11 protein-coding genes are annotated in these 18353 nt (G+C 68.0%); 6 read left to right on the top strand and 5 right to left on the bottom strand.

Annotation, left to right across the window (positions count from 1 at the left end; translation table 11 throughout):
- Positions 1-89: 89 nt before the first annotated feature.
- From CYFUS_RS11255 to CYFUS_RS11240, 4 genes are all read right to left on the bottom strand, one after another.
- On the bottom strand, positions 90-1067 hold the full coding sequence (locus CYFUS_RS11255; RefSeq protein WP_095985222.1) for a TerC family protein: 978 nt from the start codon (positions 1065-1067) through the stop codon (positions 90-92).
- A gap of 102 nt (positions 1068-1169) precedes the next feature.
- Positions 1170-3308, bottom strand: coding sequence for a glycogen debranching protein GlgX (gene glgX / locus CYFUS_RS11250; RefSeq protein ID WP_095985221.1), 2139 nt, complete (start codon positions 3306-3308; stop codon positions 1170-1172).
- Between the two features lie 3 nt (positions 3309-3311).
- Complete coding sequence (gene treY, locus CYFUS_RS11245) at positions 3312-6386, bottom strand: malto-oligosyltrehalose synthase (RefSeq protein ID WP_198316539.1); 3075 nt, start codon at positions 6384-6386, stop codon at positions 3312-3314.
- 162 nt (positions 6387-6548) lie between these two features.
- The gene (locus CYFUS_RS11240; RefSeq protein ID WP_095985220.1) at positions 6549-6890 is read right to left on the bottom strand and encodes an SWIB/MDM2 domain-containing protein; all 342 of its coding nucleotides are present in this window, start codon (positions 6888-6890) and stop codon (positions 6549-6551) included.
- A 194-nt stretch (positions 6891-7084) separates the two neighbouring features.
- Here CYFUS_RS11240 and CYFUS_RS11235 point away from each other — a divergent pair, with 194 nt between their 5' ends.
- The 5 genes from CYFUS_RS11235 (at position 7085) to CYFUS_RS11215 (ending at position 15995) form a co-directional block, all read left to right on the top strand.
- The gene (locus CYFUS_RS11235; RefSeq protein ID WP_095985219.1) at positions 7085-8065 is read left to right on the top strand and encodes an NAD-dependent epimerase/dehydratase family protein; all 981 of its coding nucleotides are present in this window, start codon (positions 7085-7087) and stop codon (positions 8063-8065) included.
- A 174-nt stretch (positions 8066-8239) separates the two neighbouring features.
- Positions 8240-8905: an HAD-IB family hydrolase gene (locus CYFUS_RS11230; protein ID WP_071901256.1), complete on the top strand. Its 666-nt coding sequence runs from the start codon at positions 8240-8242 to the stop codon at positions 8903-8905.
- 17 nt (positions 8906-8922) lie between these two features.
- Positions 8923-10536, top strand: a complete 1614-nt coding sequence (locus CYFUS_RS11225) for a lactate racemase domain-containing protein (protein ID WP_095985218.1) — start codon at positions 8923-8925, stop codon at positions 10534-10536.
- A 24-nt stretch (positions 10537-10560) separates the two neighbouring features.
- Positions 10561-14970: an AMP-binding protein gene (locus CYFUS_RS11220; protein ID WP_095985217.1), complete on the top strand. Its 4410-nt coding sequence runs from the start codon at positions 10561-10563 to the stop codon at positions 14968-14970.
- Positions 14967-15995, top strand: a complete 1029-nt coding sequence (locus CYFUS_RS11215) for an NAD-dependent epimerase/dehydratase family protein (RefSeq protein WP_095985216.1) — start codon at positions 14967-14969, stop codon at positions 15993-15995. The genes CYFUS_RS11220 and CYFUS_RS11215 overlap by 4 nt, the downstream gene beginning before the upstream one ends.
- Positions 15996-16046: 51 nt before the next feature.
- On the opposite strand, the gene CYFUS_RS11210 is transcribed toward CYFUS_RS11215, so the two are convergent.
- On the bottom strand, positions 16047-16931 hold the full coding sequence (locus tag CYFUS_RS11210; protein WP_095985215.1) for a GGDEF domain-containing protein: 885 nt from the start codon (positions 16929-16931) through the stop codon (positions 16047-16049).
- A 133-nt stretch (positions 16932-17064) separates the two neighbouring features.
- Here CYFUS_RS11210 and glgC point away from each other — a divergent pair, with 133 nt between their 5' ends.
- Positions 17065-18294, top strand: coding sequence for a glucose-1-phosphate adenylyltransferase (gene glgC / locus CYFUS_RS11205; protein ID WP_095985214.1), 1230 nt, complete (start codon positions 17065-17067; stop codon positions 18292-18294).
- The last annotated feature ends 59 nt before the right edge of the window (positions 18295-18353 follow it).

Raw genomic sequence — 18353 nt, 5'->3', positions numbered from 1 at the left:
CGGCCCCCCGGACGCAAGACAAACACGCGGGGAGGCGCCCGGGGAGATACCCTCCAGGGCCCTGGTACCCGACCGGCCCACCCCTCGAGCTAGGCGTCCTCGCGCTCCGGCTCGGCGGACGGGTGCGGCACACCGCTGGTCTCCGCGGCCTTGGGCCAGATGAGCGAGGCCAGGATGGAACCCAGCAGTACCCCGCCAATCACACCCAGCGACAGCCCGATGGAGATGTGGATGTCGACGATGGTGATGACCATCTTCGTGCCCACGAAGCCGAGGATGATGCCCAGACCCACCTTGAGCAGGTGGAACTTGTCCATGAGGCTGGCCACCACGAAGAACAGCGAGCGCAGGCCGAGGATGGCGCACACGTTGGACGTGTAGACGATGAAGGCGTCCTGGCTGATGCCGAGCACCGCGGGGATGGAGTCCAGGGCGAAGAGCAGGTCCGTCGTCTCCACCACCAGCAGCACGAGGAACAGGGGCGTCACCTTGCGCCGGCCGTCCTCCATGGTGAAGAAGCGGTTGCCGTCATTCTGGCGCGCCACGGGCAGGAAGCGCCGGCCGAGGCGCATCACCAGGGACTGCTCCGGCTCCGCGGCGTCCTCGTCCTTGGAGAAGGCCATCTTCACCGCCGTGAAGATGAGGAAGGCGCCGAAGATGTAGAGCAGCCAGTGGAAGCGCTGCACGAGCGCAGTGCCCGTCAGGATGAGGGCCGCGCGCATGACGAACGCCCCGAGGATGCCCCAGAAGAGCACCCGGTGCTGCACCACGAGCGGCACCTGGAAGAAGGCGAACACCATGAGGAAGACGAAGAGGTTGTCGACCGACAGCGCGTACTCGACCACGTAGGCCGTCACCCACTGCAGCGACTGCTCGTGGTTCCAATAGCCGGTGAGCCCCAGAATCCCGCAGAAGCCCAGGCTCAGGACGATCCACACCACCGTCCACAGACCCGCCTCCTTGGGCGAGACCACGTGCTCCTTGCGATGGAAGACGCCCAGGTCCAGGGCGAGCATGGCCAGCACGAAGAGGTTGAAGCCCACCCAGAGCGCGACGTTCGTATTCAAGCGGTTCCTTCCTGGATCCCACCAGGGATGGACCCCTCCCTATCATCAGGGGGAGGGGCTCCGTCGACCCCCTTGCCACGCGTCCCGCGGGAAGTAGCCCGTCTAATCGACGGCGGGACGGCGCAGGACCCGCAGCGAGCGGCCCGCGACCACCAGGGTTCCCCCCGCGGGGGTGTGGGGGTGGAGCGAGACGCGCGACTGACTCGTGTCCACCACCTCTTCCCAGTCCGCGCCCCACTCGATGGCGGGCAGGTGGAAGGTGATGGGCTCGTGGTGGGCGTTCATCAGCACCAGGATGGTGTCCCCGACGATGCGCTGGCCCGCGTCATCCGGGGTGGCGATGGCATCCCCGCCCAGCAGGAAGCACAACGAGCGCGCGAAGGGCTTCTCCCAGTCCTCCTTCTTCATCTCCTGGCCGTCCGGACGGAACCACGCCAGGTCCTTGAGCTCGCTGTCGAAGAGCGTGGCGCCCCGGAAGAAGCGGCGCTTGGAGAGCACGGGCTGCTCGCGGCGCAGGCGGCTCATGCGCCGGGTGAAGTCCAGCAGCTTGCGCTGGGGCTCGGTGAGCCGCCACTCCACCCACGACAGGGGGTTGTCCTGACAGTAGGCGTTGTTGTTGCCCCGCTGGGTGCGGCCCATCTCGTCGCCGGCCACCAGCATGGGCACGCCCTGGGACAGGAAGAGCGTGGCGAGGAAGTTGCGCTTCTGCTGCTCGCGCAGCGCGTTGACGGCCAGGTCGCGCGTCTCGCCCTCCACGCCGCAGTTCCACGCGTGGTTGTCGTTGCCCCCGTCCCGGTTGTCCTCGAGGTTGGCCTCGTTGTGCTTCTGCTCGTAGGTGACGAGGTCGTGCAGGGTGAAGCCGTCGTGGGCGGTGATGAAGTTGATGCTCGCGGTGGGCTTGCGTCCGCCCAGCGCGAACAGATCCGAGGAGCCCGTGAGCCGGCAGCCGATCTCCGCCGCCTGCCGCTCGTCCCCCCGCCAGTAGCGGCGGATGGTGTCGCGGTACTTGCCGTTCCACTCGCTCCAGATGACGGGGAAGTTGCCCACCTGGTAGCCGAAGTCCCCCACGTCCCAGGGCTCGGCGATGAGCTTCACCCGGCTGAGCACCGGATCCTGGTGCACCATCTGGAAGAAGGCGGCGCGGGTGTCATAGCCCGTCCGGTCCCGCCCCAGCGTGGTGGCCAGGTCGAAGCGGAAGCCGTCCACGTGCATCACCTGCACCCAGTAGCGCAGGCTGTCCATGATGAGCTTGAGCGCGTAGGGGTGCGTGGCGTTCCACGAGTTCCCCGTGCCGGTGAAGTCCTGGTAGTAGCGCGGCTCCTTGTCGTTCAGCCGGTAGTAGGCGGAGTTGTCCAGGCCCTTGAAGGACAGGGTGGGCCCCAGGTGGTTGCCCTCGCCGGTGTGGTTGTAGACGACGTCGAGGATGACCTCGATGCCGGCGCGGTGGAGCGCCTTCACCATGGACTTGAACTCGGCCACCTGGCCGCCGCGCGAGCCCGAGCCGCTGAAGCGCGCGTCCGGGGCGAAGTAGTTCAGGGTGCTGTAGCCCCAGTAGTTGGTGAAGCCCTTGTTGACGAGGAAGGGCTCGTCCACGTGGGCCTGCACGGGCAGCAGCTCCACCGCGGTGACACCCAGTTGCAGCAGGTGATCGATCACCGCCGGGTGGGCGAGCCCCGCGTAGGTGCCGCGCTGGTGCTCGGGGACGGAGGGGTGCAGCCGGGTGAGTCCCTTGACGTGGGCCTCGTAGAGCAGGGTGCGGTGCCAGGGCACCGCGGGGGGACGGTCCCCCTCCCAGTCGAAGTCATCCGTGAGCACCACCGCCTTGGGCATTCCCGTGGCGCTGTCGCGGATGTCGAAGCCGAGGTCCTGCTCCGGATCCCCCTGCAGGTAGGAGTAGACCGGGGCGGAGAAGTCCACCTGCCCGTGCAGGGCGCGGGCGTAGGGGTCCACCAGCAGCTTATGCGGGTTGAAGCGCAGGCCGCGCCGGGGCTCGTAGGGCCCGTGGGCACGCAGTCCGTAGAGCGTGCCCGTCTGCAGCTCGGGGATGAAGCCATGCCAGACGTGCTGGTTGTGCTCCGGGAGGGAGTAGCGGCCCAGCTCGCGCGACGGGTCGCGCGAGTCGAAGAGGCAGACCTCCATCTTGCGGGCATGCTCGCTGAAGACAGCGAAGTTGACTCCGTTGCCCTGATACGTCGCGCCCAGGGGGTAGGGCTTGCCCGGCAGCACTTCCGACCACTTCATCCATCACTCCTTCTCGAGCAGAACGAGCGGGAAGCCCACCAGCAGAGGTGACAGCGGAAGCACGGCCCCCTCTCCGTGCCGTCCCGGTCGGACCTGCTGCCCGGTGAACACATCCCGGAACGTCATGCTCGCATAGGAGGCGGGGAGTTCCAGGGACGTTTCTTCATAGGCCGCCACCAACCCCCCGGATTCCAGGGCGGAGAGGGTGTAACGCGGTGCGACGGCGATGACGACCGACGACCCGTGCTCGCGGGCGAAGGCCACCGCCGCGTCCGCGCGCGGGCCCGTCAGCGAGAGTGCCCGGTAGCCCCCCTTGCGGAAGAGCTCCGCCTGACGCTGGCGCAGGCGCAGTCCCTCGGAGAGGACGAGGAGCTTGATGCGGCCGTCCTCCATGTCCGCCGTCAGGCGGGTGCACAGCTCGGCGCGGCCCTTCTCGGTCTCCTGATCGAGCGAGCGCAGCATCCGCTCGCGCACGGTGTAGTCCACCGGGCGGCGGTTGTCCGGATCCACGAGCGACAGATCCCACAGCTCGCAACCCTGGTAGGTGTCCACCACGCCGGGCGACATGAGCTTCATGAGGAGCTGTCCGAGCGCGTTGTGCTGGCCGGGCCGCTCGATGCGGCGCTTGAAGGCGAGCAGGTCCGCGAGGAAGGCACGCCCCTTCTCCTCGTCCAGACAGTCCTCCACGTAGCGCGACACGCCCTCCTCGTAGTCCTTGTCCGGGTTGGTCCACGAGGTACGGACCTTGGCCTCCTTGATGGCCTTGAGCATGTAGTCGCGGACGCGGCCGCGGAACTCCTCCAGGGCCTTGCCGGAGAGCGAGCCGCCCATGGGCCAGGCGCCCACCACCGTCTGGTAGAAGAGGTACTCGTCATTGAGGGACGGGGCGGGCCCCTCGGGCATCTCCGAGCGGTGGGTGCGCGTGAGCGAGGACCAGCGCTCCACGCGCTGGCGCCACTCCTCGGGCAGCTCGGAGAGCACGTTGAGGCGCGCGCGCACGTCCTCGCTGCGCTTGGTGTCGTGCGTGCTGGTGGTGAGCATGCTCGCCGGCCAGTGCGCCGCGCGCTCCTGGTTGCGCTCGTGGAAGATGGCGGCGCTGGTGCCGAAGTTCTCCGGCTCGCCACCCACCTCGTTGAGCGCGACCATGCGCTGGTAGACGTAGAAGACGGTGTCCTCCAGGCCCTTGGCCATCACCGGACCCGTCACCTGCTGCACCTTCATGGCGAAGGCGAGCATCTCCGCGCGCTCGTGCTCGCCCAGATGCTCGGGGTAGCGCCGCAAGAGCACGTCGCCGAGGAAGTCGAAGATGGTGACGTTGAGCGTGACGTTGCGCGCCTTGGCGTGGCGCAGGGTGTCCTTGATGTAGCGCACGTCGCGCGCGTCCAGCTCCGGCCGCTCGTCATCCACGTAGGTGCGGTAGACGGGGAAGAGCGCGATGAACTCCATGAGCGCGCGCCGCAGGCTGTTGAGGGTGAAGTCGCGCGTGCGCCGGTTCATCTCCGAGATGCGGTTGAGCCGGTGGGCGAGCACGTTCAGCTCGCTGGACATGAAGTCGCGCATGATGAGGCGCTTCTTCTCGTAGACGAGCCCGTCGAAGTCGGGCGCCTCGCCGATGAAGCGGTGATAGGTGTCCGTCATCACCCCCTCGGCGTTGGGCTGCACGAAGATGCCACCCACCGCGTTGGCGAAGCGGTAGCCCGTGGTGCCGTGCACCGCCCAGGACTCGGGGATGCGCTCGCGCCCGCCCTGGATCTTCTCCACCGCCACGAAGAGCGCCTTGCGCAGCGGCGAGTCCACGTGCGCCCCCGCCTCCGCCCGCCAGCGCTCGCGCAGCCGCCGCTCCACCTCGGGCCACTCATCCGCCCGCGCGGCGTACTCGGTGTCGAAGAGCGCCCGCGCCCGCTCCAGGAAGTAGCGCTCCTGGAGCGAGAGGAAGTAGGCGGTGGGATCGTAGAGCCCGTCGGGGTGATCGATGCGCAGTCCCGTCACCTGCCCCTTGCGCAGCCACTCGAAGATGAGCTGGTGCGCCTCGGCGAACACCTGCGGATCCTCCACCCGGATGGCCGCCAGGCCGTTGATGTCGAAGAAGCGGCGGTAGTTGATCTCCTCGCCCGCCACGCGCCACTGGGCCAGCCGGTAGCTGCCGCCCTCGAGGATGGCGTCCAGCTCGTCGAAGGAGCGCGGGTCGCCGGGCTTGCCGTTGATGGCCTCCACGTTGGCGGCAATGTGCGCGGCCACCTGGGGGCTGGCGGCCGCCAGGGTGGCGAGGCGCCGCTTGATGACCTCCTTCTCGCGGTTGCGCTCGAGGATCTGCGCCTGTCGCGTCTCGGTGCGCTCGGGCAGGTGGCGGATGGCGGTGAGGATGGAGTGCAGCTCGATGAGGTGCGTGTCCACCGGGCCCAGCCGGGCCTCCAACGCCTCCACGCCACGCGCCAGGATGCGCGCGTACTGCCGGGGGGCCACCGGGAAGAGCCGGTCGTAGTAGTGGATGACGAAGGCCCCGTCGCGGAAGCCCAGCTTCAGCTCACCCTTCTCGAGCACCACCCCGTATTGGTCGCCCAGCACCGGCAGGAGCACCTTGCCCGCCAGCTCGTCCTTCACCGGCTGCCAGTCGACGTCGAAGAAGCGCGCGTACACGGACGCGGGGCCGTTCTCCAGCACGTCGAACCACAGGGGATTGAAGGTCTCGATGCCCATGTGGTTGGGCACCACGTCCACCACCTGCCCGAGCCCGTGCTCGCGCACCGTGTCGCAGAAGGCCTCGTGCTGCACGGGCGAGCCCACCTCGGGGTTGAGCTGTTTGTGGTCCACGCAGTCATAGCCGTGCGTGCTGCCCGGGCTCGCCTTGAGGTAGGGCGAACAATAGATGTCCGACACGCCCAGGCGGGCCAGGTAGGGCACGATCCGCCGCGCGTCCTCGAAGGAGAAGCCCTTGTGCAACTGCACGCGGTAGGTGGACAGCGGCGTGCCGCGCGCCAGCAGGTCCTCCCGGACCCGCGTGTACACCGCGCCCGCCAACGCATCGATTCCCGTCTGGGAGGCGTCGCCCCCCGACACCGTCGTTCCATCCAATCGCATGGGACCAGTCGTAGGGCCGTCTGACGCGTCTGGCCACCACGACGAGCGACTTCCGCCCGCTATCCAACGCTCGCCCGGTGGCAGCCCCAACGCGAAGGGCCCGCCACTTGCGGTGGCGGGCCCTCCGGGCAACTACCGGCCAGTGGAGCCGGTCCTCACGGCTCAGGACAGGTTCTTGTTCACCAGCGCCGTCAGCTCGAACATCGTGACGGACTTCTTGCCGCCGAAGATGGGCTTGAGCTTGTCGTCGGCGTTGATCTGCCGCTTGTTCTTCGGATCCTGGAGGTTGTTCTTCTTGATGTAGTCCCAGATCTTGCTCACGACGGCGGTGCGCGGCAGGGCCTTGCTCCCGACGATCTCCGCCAGAGCGGGCGACGGCGTCATCTCCTTCATGAACGCCGCGTTGGGCTTGCGCTTGCCCGCAGCGGCCTTCTTGGCGGCGGGAGCCTTCTTGGCGGCGGGAGCCTTCTTCGCAGCGGCGGTGGTGGTCTTCTTGGCGGCCATTCTGTTCGGATCTCCTTCCCCTGGTCGCAGTGTCCAGGGGCGTTGCACAGCGTGTTCACACCCTGAGCCAACGGGCTCGTAGCACGCCCGAGGCCGAAAATCAGCCCTCCGCTGCATTCTTCCCTCTGAGGGCCGAGAGAGAAAATAATGTTTCTCCCTCGGAAGGGAAGAGTGTTTTCTGCAATGACATCGACATGAGCCAGATCCTCGTCACTGGAGCGAATGGTTTTCTGGGGTCGGCGCTGGTGCGAGCGCTCGTCGAGCGGGGTCACCGTGCAACATGCCTGTTGCGCCCGGGCAGCGACGTCTCGGGGCTGGCCGGGGTGGAGTACACCCGAGCGGAAGGAGACGTGATCCACGCTCCGGGACTGGCGCGCGCGGTGGAGGGCCAGGAGGTGGTCTTCCACCTGGCGGGCGTACGCCGGGCGGCCACCCGGGAGGACTTCCTGCGGGTCAACGCCGAGGGGACCCGGCTGCTGTGCGAGGCCCTGGTGGCCGCGGGGCACCGGCCCCGGCTGGTGCTGGTGGGCTCGCTGGGGGCCTCGGGGCCGAGCAGCGCCGGGCGCCCCCGGGTGGAGGAGGATGCCCCCCACCCCACGGACGCCTATGGGGAGAGCAAGGCCGAGGCGGAGCGCATCGCCCTCTCCTACGCGGACCGGCTGCCGGTGACGGTGGTCCGGCCTCCGCGCATCGTGGGGCCCCGGGACCGGGAGAACCTGCTGCTCTTCCGGCTGGTCGCGCGGGGGCTGAAGCTGCGCCTGGGCGAGGGCGAGCGGCCCCTGACCCTGGTGGACGTGGAGGACGTGGTGGACCTGCTCCAGGTGGTGGCCGAGCGGGACGAGGCCCTCGGGCAGGCCTTCTTCGTGGGCCACCCCCACCCCTTCACCCTGGAGCGCATCCAGGACCTCGCCGCCGAGGCCCTGGGCGTCCGGCCCCGGACCGTGACCCTGCCGCCCCTCGTCCTGAGCACCCTGGCCACCGTGGCGGATGGGGTGGCGCGGCTGACGGGCCGGCCCCTGCCCCTCAACCGCAAGTTCGCGCGCCAGTTGCTCGCGCCCGCCTGGACGTGTTCGAGCGCCAAGGCGGAGCGGCTCCTGGGCTTTCGCGCCACGCGAGACCCGGCCGACACCATCCGCCGCAGTGCCCTCTGGTACAGGGAACATGGCTGGCTGTGACGCCCTCCCCCGAGAAAAGGACCGGGCCGCCTGGATGGATGTGGGATAACCGAGGCTGCTTGCACGCCAGAACAGGGAGCCTCGCGAGGCTTCTGGGGTCCATTCGGCGAATTCCGGGAGGTGGAGCGCGGTTGACACACGCCTGACTCCGGTGTCAGGAAGCCCGCCTTGCCCATGCCCGCGAAAGCCGCCTTCTACGATGTCGACGGGACGTTGGTGAAAACCAACGTCGTCCACGTCTACGCCTACTATGCGATGAACCGGGGTTCCCTGCTGGGCATCGCCGGGAGGACGCTGGCCACGGCCGCCAGTGCCCCCCTGTTCGCCGCCATGGACGCGGTGAACCGTAAGAAGTTCAACGAGTTCTTCTACCGCTATTACGCCGGACTGTCCGAGGATCGACTCATCTCCATCGCCGAGGACATGTTCGAGGACGTCCTCAAGCCCGCCCTGTACGAGCAGACGCGCGACCTCATCGACCAGGCGCGCCGGGCCGGCTGCCGCATCGTGCTCGTCACGGGCGCCCTGGACTTCAGCATGCGGCCCCTGGTGCGCCACCTGGGCGCCGATGATCTCATCGCCAACAAGATGCAGTTCGTGGGGGGCAAGGCGACCGGAAAGGTCATCCCCCCCATCATCGAAGGGGCGAACAAGGCCAACGCCATCCGCTCCTATTGTGTCCGCGAGGGCCTGGCGCTCGACCAGTGCCACGGCTACTCCGACAGCTCCTCCGACTACGCCATGCTCGCCGTGGTGGGGCGGCCCACCGCCGTCAACCCGGACATGCGTCTGCGCTCCATCGCCCGGGCCTACAACTGGCCCATCCTGGACCTCAAGTAACGAAAGCCTCCGCCCCCATGCGCCCCCTCAAGACGCTCCAGAAGCTCTACGACGAGGAAAGTCAGGTCGTCATCACCGAGAAGGGCAGCCCTCCCCGGGCGCTCTTCAGCGGGGAGAACTTCCTGCTCGAGGACCTGCCCGTGGGCACCCGGGTCATCTTCCCCCGTCCGCCCCTGGCGGGCGTGCCCAACGTGAAGGCCGCCATCCGCTGGGCCATCAACCACCCCGAGGGCATGGAGCCCCTGCACGCGCTCTTGCGCCCGGGCATGCGGCTCACCTGCGTCATCGACGACATCTCCGTGCCGCTGCCGCCCATGGCCACGCCCGACGTGCGCCAGTCCATCCTCGAGGTGGTGCTGGAGCTGTGCGCCGACTCGGGCGTGGACGACATCCACCTCATCATCGCCAACGCCCTGCACCGCCGCATGACGGAGGGCGAGATGCGGCGCATGGTGGGCCAGAAGATCTTCGACGCCTACTACCCGGAGCGCTACTACAACCACGACGCCGAGGACCCCGACGGCATCACGGAGCTGGAGCGCAGCCCATGCGGCTCGCACGTGGTGGCCGTCAACCGGCGCGTGGCCGAGAGCGACCTCACCGTCTACGTCAACGTGAACTTCGTGCCCATGAACGGCGGGCACAAGTCCATGGGCACGGGCCTGGCCAACTACGCGAGCCTGCGCGCGCACCACAACCCGCAGACCATCCGCGGCTCCGAGAGCTACATGGAGCCCAAGAAGAGCGAGCTGTACCGGCGCAACGAGCGCATCGGCAAGGCGATCGACAAGCACCTCAAGGTCTTCCACATCGAGTCGGTGCTCAACAACCGCATGTTCGGCCCGGCCACCGACTTCCTCCACAAGCGCGAGGAGGACTACACCGAGGGCGACCGGCTGAAGTTCCATGCCATGCGCTACGCGCTGTCGAAGGTGCCGCGCGCCGCGGCCCGCACCATTCTCAACTCCGTGCCCGCCCCCTATGACGTGACGGGCGTGTTCGCCGGCGCCACCGAGCCCACGCACCAGAAGATTTTGGAGAAGAGCTGGCAGCAGTACGTGGTGCCGGTGCAGGGGCAGAGCGACATCGTCATCTTCCCCATCCCCTTCATCTCGCCCTACAGCGTCAACTCCATCCTCAACCCGCTGCTCGTGCAGGTGATGGGGCTGGGCTACTTCTTCAACCTCAACCGCGGCGTGCCGCTGGTGAAGAAGGGCGGCGTCATCATCCTCACCCACCCGGCCTTCGACGAGTTCGATCCGGTGCAGCACCCCAGCTACATCGAGTTCTTCAACCGCGTGCTGCCCGAGACGCGCGACGCGGTGGAGATCGAGAGGAAGTACGAGCGCGAGTTCGCCGAGAACCCCAGCTACGTGCACCTGTACCGCAAGGGCAACGCCTACCACGGCGTGCACCCGCTCTACATGTGGTACTGGGGCGAGAACGGTCGCCAGCACGCGGGCAAGGTCATCGTCGCGGGCGCGGAGAACAACCACGTCCCGGCGCTGCTCGGCTGGGACCGCACCGACACCCTCACCGAGGCCATCGAGGAGGCGCGCGGCTTCATGGGCCGCTCGGCCAGCATCAGCCTGCTGCGCATCGCCCCCACCGTCATGGTCGACGTGAAGTAAGCCTCCTCCGGGATTGTCCACACGATGAGTTCCCCCGAGCTGAACGTCACCGAGGTCTTCACCGGCAAGCGCCTGCTGTTCTCGGGCTCCACCGGCTTCGTGGGCAAGGTCACCCTGTCCATGATCCTGTCGCGCTACGGCGAGCAGCTGGACAAGCTCTACGTGCTCGTGCGCAAGGGCAGTGCCCCGTCCGCCGAGCGGCGCTTCTTCGACAAGGTGGCCACCAGCGAGCCCTTCCAGCCGCTGCGCGACGCGCACGGCGACGAGGGCGCGCTCGAGTTCCTGCGCCGCAAGGTGCAGGTGCTCGACGGTGACATCACCGATCCGCTCATGGGCCTGACGCCCGAGCAGGCCGACGCGCTCGTGGGCCAGGTGCACGCCATCATCAACTGCGCGGGCCTGGTGTCCTTCAACCCCTCGCTGGAGGTGGGCCTCAACGTCAACACCCACGGCGTGAAGAACACCGTGGAGCTGGCGCTCAAGTGGAAGGTGCCGCTGGTGCACATGTCCACCGCCTTCGTGGCGGGCAACCGCAACGGGCTCGTCTTCGAGGACGAGGACGTGGTGGGCTACTTCCCCCGCCAGGACGAGCTGGACGGCCGCGACTTCAGCCTCGCGCAGGAGCTGGCGGACGCGGACAAGATCGTGGCCCGGCTGCGCGAGCAGGCCGACGACAAGACGCTCACGTCCCTCTTCCGCAAGAAGGCCCTGGAGCGGCTGGAGCAGGAGGGCCGCGACGCCAGCGACGAGAAGACGCTGCGGCTGGCCGTGGGCCGCGAGCGCAAGCTGTGGCTGTCCGGCGAGCTGGTGCGCGCGGGCATGGACCGGGCGCGCCACTGGGGCTGGCCCAACACGTACACGTACACCAAGAGCCTGGGCGAGCAGGTCATGGCCAGCACCCCCGGCCTGCGCTACGCCATCGTCCGGCCCTCCATCGTCGAGTCCGCCCAGCACTTCCCCTTCCCCGGGTGGAACGAGGGCTTCACCACCTCGGCGCCGCTCGCCTTCGCCGGCATCAAGGGCCAGCGCAACATCCCCGCCGGGGACAAGGCCATCCTGGACATCATCCCGGTGGACCACGTGGCCGGCGCCACCATCGGCATCACCGCCCACTCCATGAAGGTGGAGGAGCGGCGCGTCTACCACCTGTCCAGTGGCGACGTGAATCCGTTCTACGCGAGCCGCTCCATCGAGCTGGTCGGCCTCTACCGCCGCCGCTACTACCGCAACAAGGAGACGGGCAACGCGCTGATGAACGAGCTGCGCTCGCGCATCGAGCCCATGCCGGCCAGCCGCTTCGTCTTCGAGAACTTCAGCGCCCCCATGTTCGTCAAGGGCGCGCGCCTGCTGCGCCAGGTGATCGACGAGGTGAAGCCCGCCTGGGGAGCCCCCAAGGTGCAGGCCGTCATGGAGCGCGCGCGCGAGGCGCTCACCGAGGTGGAGGAACAGGGCGAGGGCCTCATGGGGCTCATCGATCTGTTCATGCCCTTCCTCTACGACAACCGCTACGTCTTCCGCTGCGACAACACGCGCTCGGTCTACGCGCACATGGCGCCGCATGACCGGGCCCGCATCCCCTGGGCCCCCGAGGCCATCGACTGGCGCGTCTACTTCCTCGACACCCACCTGCCCGGCCTGGAGAAGTGGGTGTTCCCGGGGCTCGAGGAGGAGACGAAGCGGCGCACCGTCATCCCCGCCCACCGCGACCTCCTGGAGATGCTGGAGGCGAGCGTCAACGCGTGGCGCCACCGCGTCGCCTTCCGCTTCGCGGCGAACGAGAAGGAAGAGCGCTTCACCTACGGCGAGGTGAACCGCTACGCCAACCGCGTGGGCAGCTTCCTGATGAAGGAGGGCGTCAAGCGCAACGAGCGCGTGATGCTCCTGTCGGAGAACCGGCCCGAGTGGCCCATCTCCTACTTCGGCATTCTGCGCGCGGGCGGCACCGCGGTGCCCGTGGACTCGAGCCTCAACGAGGCCGAGGTGGTGAACATCGCCCGCCGCTCCGAGGCGCGGGTGCTGCTCGTCTCCGAGGAGACGGCCACGGAGATGCCGAACCTCGCCGAGCTGCTCACCCAGGCGGGCCTGTCCACGCGCGTGGCCAGCCTCGCCGAGGCGATGAGTGGAGACCCGGCGTACCCGGACAACATCGGCCCGGTGCGCCACACGGCCGCCGCGGACGACGTGGCCAGCCTCATCTTCACCTCGGGCACCACCGGCACGCCCAAGGGCGTGATGCTCACCCACCGCAACTTCGCCTCGCTCATCGCGAAGCTGGCGGGCGCGTTCGCCATCGGGGTCGGCGACGGGGTGCTCTCCGTGCTGCCCCTGCACCACACCTTCGAGTTCTCCGCCGGCTTCCTCACGCCCTTCTCGCGCGGCGCCGAGGTGACGTACATCGACGAGCTGACGTCGGACAAGCTCGGCGAGGTGTTCGAGACGGGCCGCGTGTCGGCGATGATCGGCGTGCCCGCGCTCTGGCAGCTTTTGCACCGCAAGGTGACGCAGGAGATGGCCAGCCGCCCGCCCCTGGTGGAGCAGGCGCTCAAGACGCTGATGGCCACCCACGGCGAGCTGCGCAACCGCAGCAACCTCAACCTGGGCAAGCTGCTCTTCTGGCCCGTGCACCGCAAGTTCGGCGGGAAGATCAAGTTCCTCGTGTCCGGCGGCTCGGCGCTGCCGGATGACGTGCACAAGGCCTTCCACCAGCTCGGCTTCAACATCATCGAGGGCTATGGCCTCACCGAGGCCGCCCCCGTGCTCACGGTGTCCGAGACGAACGTCAACAAGCGCCTGGCGGGCACGGTGGGCAAGGCGCTGCCGGGCATCGAGCTGCGCATCCTCGAGCCGGACAACGAGGGCATCGGCGAGGTGATCGCCCGCGGCCCGAGCGTCATGGCGGGCTACTTCGGCGACAAGGAGTCCACCGACGCCGTCCTCAAGGAGGGCTGGCTGTACACCGGAGACCTGGGCCGCATCGACGCCGAGGGCCGGCTGTACCTGGTGGGGCGCAAGAAGGACGTCATCATCGACGCCAACGGGAAGAACGTGTACCCGGACGAGCTCGAGGAGGTGTACGGCGACCACCCGCACATCAAGGAGCTGTCCATCGTGGGGCTCCCGGACGAGGCCGGTGGCGAGAAGGTCGCCTGCCTGTGCGTGCCGGACTACCTCGAGCGGCCGCGCGAGGAGGTGCGGCGCGAGCTGGAGGAGCACTTCCGCAAGAAGGGCCACGAGATGCCCTTCTACCGCCGGGTGAAGGTGCTGCGCTTCACGGACCTGGAGCTGCCCCGCACGTCCTCGCGCAAGGTCAAGCGCAAGCAGGTGGTGGAGGAGTTCAAGAAGCTGGAGCGGCTCGTCGCCTCCGGGGACAAGGCGCGCGAGCGCGTGCAGCACGCGGGCACCGGTGGCGTGGCCGACTGGCTCTACCCGCTGCTCGCCGAGGTGGTGAACCGACCCCTCGCCGACATCCGCCCCGAGGCCCACCTGAGCGGGGACCTGGGCGTGGACTCGCTCATGCTCACCGAGCTGTCCGTGGCCCTGGAGCAGGCGGGAGTGCCCCTGCCCTCCGCGAATGATCTCACGCACGTGCAGACGGTGGAGGACCTGCGCAAGCTCGTGCTCACCAGCGGCCGCAAGCCGAGCGTGGAGACGCGCGCCAAGGACATCTCCCGCGAGGTCCAGAAGAGCGACGAGGTGGAGATCCCCGTCCCCGAGCCCCTCGTCACCCTGGGCCGGCAGGCGGTGCGGCTCGGCCAGCAGGCCATCTTCGGCGGCCTGTTCGACGTGAAGGTGACGGGCAAGCCCTTCATCCCCCAGAACCGCAACTTCCTCGTCATCGCCAACCACACGAGCCATCTGGACATGGGGCTCGTCAAGCTGGTGCTCGGCGAGCAGGGCCAGCGGCTCACCACCATCGCCGCGCGCGACTACTTCTTCGACACGCCCCTCAAGCGCGCGTACTTCGAGAACTTCACGGACCTCATCCCCATGGACCGGCACGGCTCGCTGCGCGAGTCGCTGCGCATGGCCGGCAGCGCCCTGCAGCAGGGCTACAACCTGCTCATCTTCCCCGAGGGCACGCGCTCGGTGACGGGCGAGCTGCTCGAGTTCAAGCCCACGCTCGGCTACCTGTCGCTCACCTACAACGTGGACGTGCTGCCCATCTATCTCAAGGGCGCCTACGAGGCCCTGCCCAAGGGGAGGATCCTCCCCAAGGCGCGCGAGCTGGAGGGCCACATCGGCCCCGTGCTCACGCACGAGATGCTGCGCGCCAAGACGCATGGCATGTCGCGCTCGGAGAGCTACCGCTACGCCACCCGCCTCGCCGAGGACGCCATCCGGGCGCTCGCCGCGGGCCGGGTGCTCAGCTTCGACGACTCGGCGACGGTGGAGGACCAGCGCCGCGCCCTGTCCACGGAAAGGAGTGACTCGTGAAGCTGCTCGTCACCGGAGGCACGGGCTTCCTGGGCTCGCACCTGGTGCCCCGACTGGTGGCCGCTGGCCACGAGGTGCGCGTCATCGGCCGCTCCCGTCCCAAGGGCCCGGGCTTCGAGGGCGTGGAGTTCATCCCCGGGGACTTGAAGGACCGCGAGGCCGTGCGCCGGGCGCTCGACGGCGTGCAGGCGCTCTACCACCTGGCGGGGCTCGTCTCCTTCCAGGACAAGGACGCGCGGCGCATGTACGAGCTGCACGTGGACAGCACACGCGCGCTGCTCCACGACGTGCGCGAGGCGGGCCTGCGGCGCATCATCCTCGCCTCCACCTCGGGCACCATCGCCGTGTCCAAGGAGGAGCGCGTGCGCACCGAGGAGGACGACTACCCCATCGAGGTGGTGGGCCGCTGGCCCTACTACCTGTCGAAAATCTACGAGGAGAAGCTCACGCTGGAGTTCTGCCGCCAGCACGCCATTCCCCTCGTGGTGCTCAACCCGAGCCTCCTCATGGGGCCGGGGGATGACCGGCTGTCGTCCACGTGGACGGTGCTCAAGTTCCTCCAGGGGGAGATTCCCGCCATGCCCGGTGGCGGCATCTCCTTCGTGGACGTGCGCGACCTGGCCGACGCCTTCGTCAACGCGCTCACGCGCGGCGAGGTGTACGGGCGCCACCTCATGGGTGTGAACCTGTCCATGTGGGACTTCTTCCAGCGCCTCGAGCGCCTCACCGGCGTGCCCGCCCCCCGGCTCAAGCTGCCCCCGCGGGTGAACGTGCTGGGCGCCAGGCTCCTCGAGCAGGTGGCGAAGTGGCGCGGCACGAAGCCCACCCTGGATCCCCAGGAGGTGGACATCGGCGAGCACTGGTTCTGGCTGGACAGCGCCAAGGCCGAGCGCGAGCTGGGCTTCCACGCCCGCGACGTCCACGAGACGCTCCACGACACCGTGAAGTACCTCTACACGCGCATGGCCCCGAGCCACCTGCCGGGCACCAAGGGCCGGCTGGCCGAGCTGCGCGAGGGGACCTGAGTCACTTCCGCCCCACCCTCCCCCGGCACAGGGGGAGGATGGCTGGGGTGGCTAGCCGATCACGCGGTTGCGGCCCGCCTTCTTGGCCTTGTAGAGATTGGCGTCGGCGATCTTGATGAACTGGAGCGGCTCCACCATGTCGGGCGTCATGTCGGCCACGCCCAGGGACACGGTGACGGGAATCTCCTGGTTCTCGAAGACGAACTGCTTCTCCTCGATGGTGCGGCGGATCTTCTCCGCGAAGATGCGAGCCTTGTCGCCGCCGTCCTCGGGGATGACGACCGCGAACTCCTCGCCGCCGTAGCGCGCGAAGCACTGCTCCTTGCGCACCAGCCGCTTGAGGGTCTGCGACAGCTCGCGCAGCACGTAGTCACCCGCCAGGTGCCCGTGGACATCATTGATTTTCTTGAAGAAATCGATGTCGAAGAGCATCAGCGTCAGGGGGCGCCCGTAGCGGTGGCACCGGCCCATCTCGCGCTCCAGGTACTCCAGGAAGTAGCGCTTGTTGTTGATGCCGGTGAGGCCGTCCTGGATGGTGAGCGTGTAGATGGTCTCGTGGTACTGCAGCTCCACGTTGTCACCGGTGAGGAACTTGAAGATGGAGCCCCCCACCTTGATGAGATCGCCGCTGCGCAGCGGGGTCTCCTGCGTCACCTCCTGATCGTTGAGGTAGGTGCCGTTGGTGGAGCCCAGGTCCTGCACGAACATCCGCCCCTGCATGCGGATGATGCGCGCGTGCCGGCGCGAGACGTTGTCGAGGTCCACCACGATGTGGTTGCCCTCCTCACGTCCTATGGTGAATTCATGTTCCAGGAGCGTGTACTTCTTGCCCAGCTCCGGCCCGTGAATCTGCACGATGCAGCATTCCGCATCGACCGTGCTCGCCAGATCCTTGATCGCGGAGATCTTGGTTACTCGGGTTTCGTCGCCAGCCATCGCCCGGAAGACATAGCACGGCTGCCCCGTGGGAAGCCACGAGCGCCCGTCAGGAGGGCGCAGTTTCGCTACTCAACGATGCCGCCAGAGCGGGCTTGCGGGGTCTCGCCCTCCAGCTAACTTGGCGCACCCTATGGCGAAATTGCTGGCAATGATCCTCGCGGGGGGGGCCGGAACCCGGCTCGAACCCCTGACTCGTGAACGCGCCAAGCCGGCCGTCCCCTTTGGCGGTCGCTACCGCATCATCGACTTCGTCCTCTCCAACTTCGCCAACTCCGGCATCTACCGGATGAAGGTGCTCACCCAGTACAAGAGCGACTCGCTCAACAAGCACCTGTCGCGCGCCTGGCGGATGACGGCCTTCCTGGACCACTACGTGGAGACGGTGCCCGCGCAGATGCGCACCGGCATGGACTGGTACAAGGGCAGCGCGGACGCCATCTACCAGAACCTCAACATCATCACCGACGAGGAGCCGGACCACATCTTCGTCTTCGGCGCGGACCACATCTACCGGATGGATTGCCGGCAGATGCTCGACTTCCATGTCGAGCGCAAGGCCGCCTGCACGGTGGCGGCCATCCCCGTGCCCCTGCACGAGGGGCGGGAGTTCGGCATCATCGACGTGGGGCCGGACGGGCGCATGCGCGGCTTCGTGGAGAAGCCCAAGAACCCGCCGCCCATGCCGGGCAACGACAAGTACTGCCTGGCGTCCATGGGCAACTACCTCTTCACCACCCAGTCGCTGGTGCAGGAGGTGGTGCGCGACGCGGCCATCGAGTCGAGCGCCCACGACTTCGGCAAGTCCATCATCAGCGAGCTGTACAAGCGCGAGCCGGTGTACGTGTACGACTTCGCCACCAACGTCATCGCCGGCCAGGAGGAGAAGGAGCGCGGCTACTGGCGGGACGTGGGCAACATCGACACGTACTACCAGTCCAACATGGACCTGGTGGAGGTGAACCCGGTGTTCAACCTCTACAATGACCGGTGGCCCATCTACACCCAGCCCAACAACTTCCCGCCGGCCAAGTTCGTCTTCGCCGACCAGGAGCACAAGCGCGTGGGCCACGCCATGGACTCGCTGGTGAGCGAGGGGTGCATCATCTCCGGCGGCCACGTGAGGCGCTCGGTGCTCTCACCCAAGGTGCGCGTCAACTCGTTCTCCGAGATCGAGGACTCGCTGCTCTTCGAGAACGTCACCATCGGGCGGCGCTGCCGCATCCGGCGCGCCATCATCGACAAGAACGTGGAAATCCCCCAGGAGACCACCATCGGCTACGACCTCGAGGAGGATCGGCGCCGCTTCCACGTCACCGCGGGCGGCGTGGTCGTCATCCCCAAGGGCATGAAGGTCGCCTGAGTCCCGCGATGTCCACCCGGCCCGCCGCCCACGGCTCGTGGAGGCGGGCCGTCGTGTGT

It is taken from the genome of Cystobacter fuscus (genome assembly GCF_002305875.1).
GTDB classification, from domain to species: domain Bacteria; phylum Myxococcota; class Myxococcia; order Myxococcales; family Myxococcaceae; genus Cystobacter; species Cystobacter fuscus_A.
Note: the sequence above shows the minus strand (reverse complement) of the source record. Positions and strands in the feature narration are given on the sequence as shown.

Bases quoted from the DNA above. Each gene is read 5' to 3' on its own strand.
- glgC (WP_095985214.1), top strand. From the start codon at position 17,065: ATGGCGAAATTGCTGGCAATGATCCTCGCGGGGGGGGCCGGAACCCGG.
- CYFUS_RS11210 (WP_095985215.1), bottom strand. From the start codon at position 16,931: ATGGCTGGCGACGAAACCCGAGTAACCAAGATCTCCGCGATCAAGGAT.
- CYFUS_RS11235 (WP_095985219.1), top strand. From the start codon at position 7,085: ATGAGCCAGATCCTCGTCACTGGAGCGAATGGTTTTCTGGGGTCGGCG.
- CYFUS_RS11225 (WP_095985218.1), top strand. From the start codon at position 8,923: ATGCGCCCCCTCAAGACGCTCCAGAAGCTCTACGACGAGGAAAGTCAG.
- glgX (WP_095985221.1), bottom strand. From the start codon at position 3,308: ATGAAGTGGTCGGAAGTGCTGCCGGGCAAGCCCTACCCCCTGGGCGCG.
- treY (WP_198316539.1), bottom strand. From the start codon at position 6,386: ATGCGATTGGATGGAACGACGGTGTCGGGGGGCGACGCCTCCCAGACG.
- CYFUS_RS11240 (WP_095985220.1), bottom strand. From the start codon at position 6,890: ATGGCCGCCAAGAAGACCACCACCGCCGCTGCGAAGAAGGCTCCCGCC.
- CYFUS_RS11230 (WP_071901256.1), top strand. From the start codon at position 8,240: ATGCCCGCGAAAGCCGCCTTCTACGATGTCGACGGGACGTTGGTGAAA.
- CYFUS_RS11220 (WP_095985217.1), top strand. From the start codon at position 10,561: ATGAGTTCCCCCGAGCTGAACGTCACCGAGGTCTTCACCGGCAAGCGC.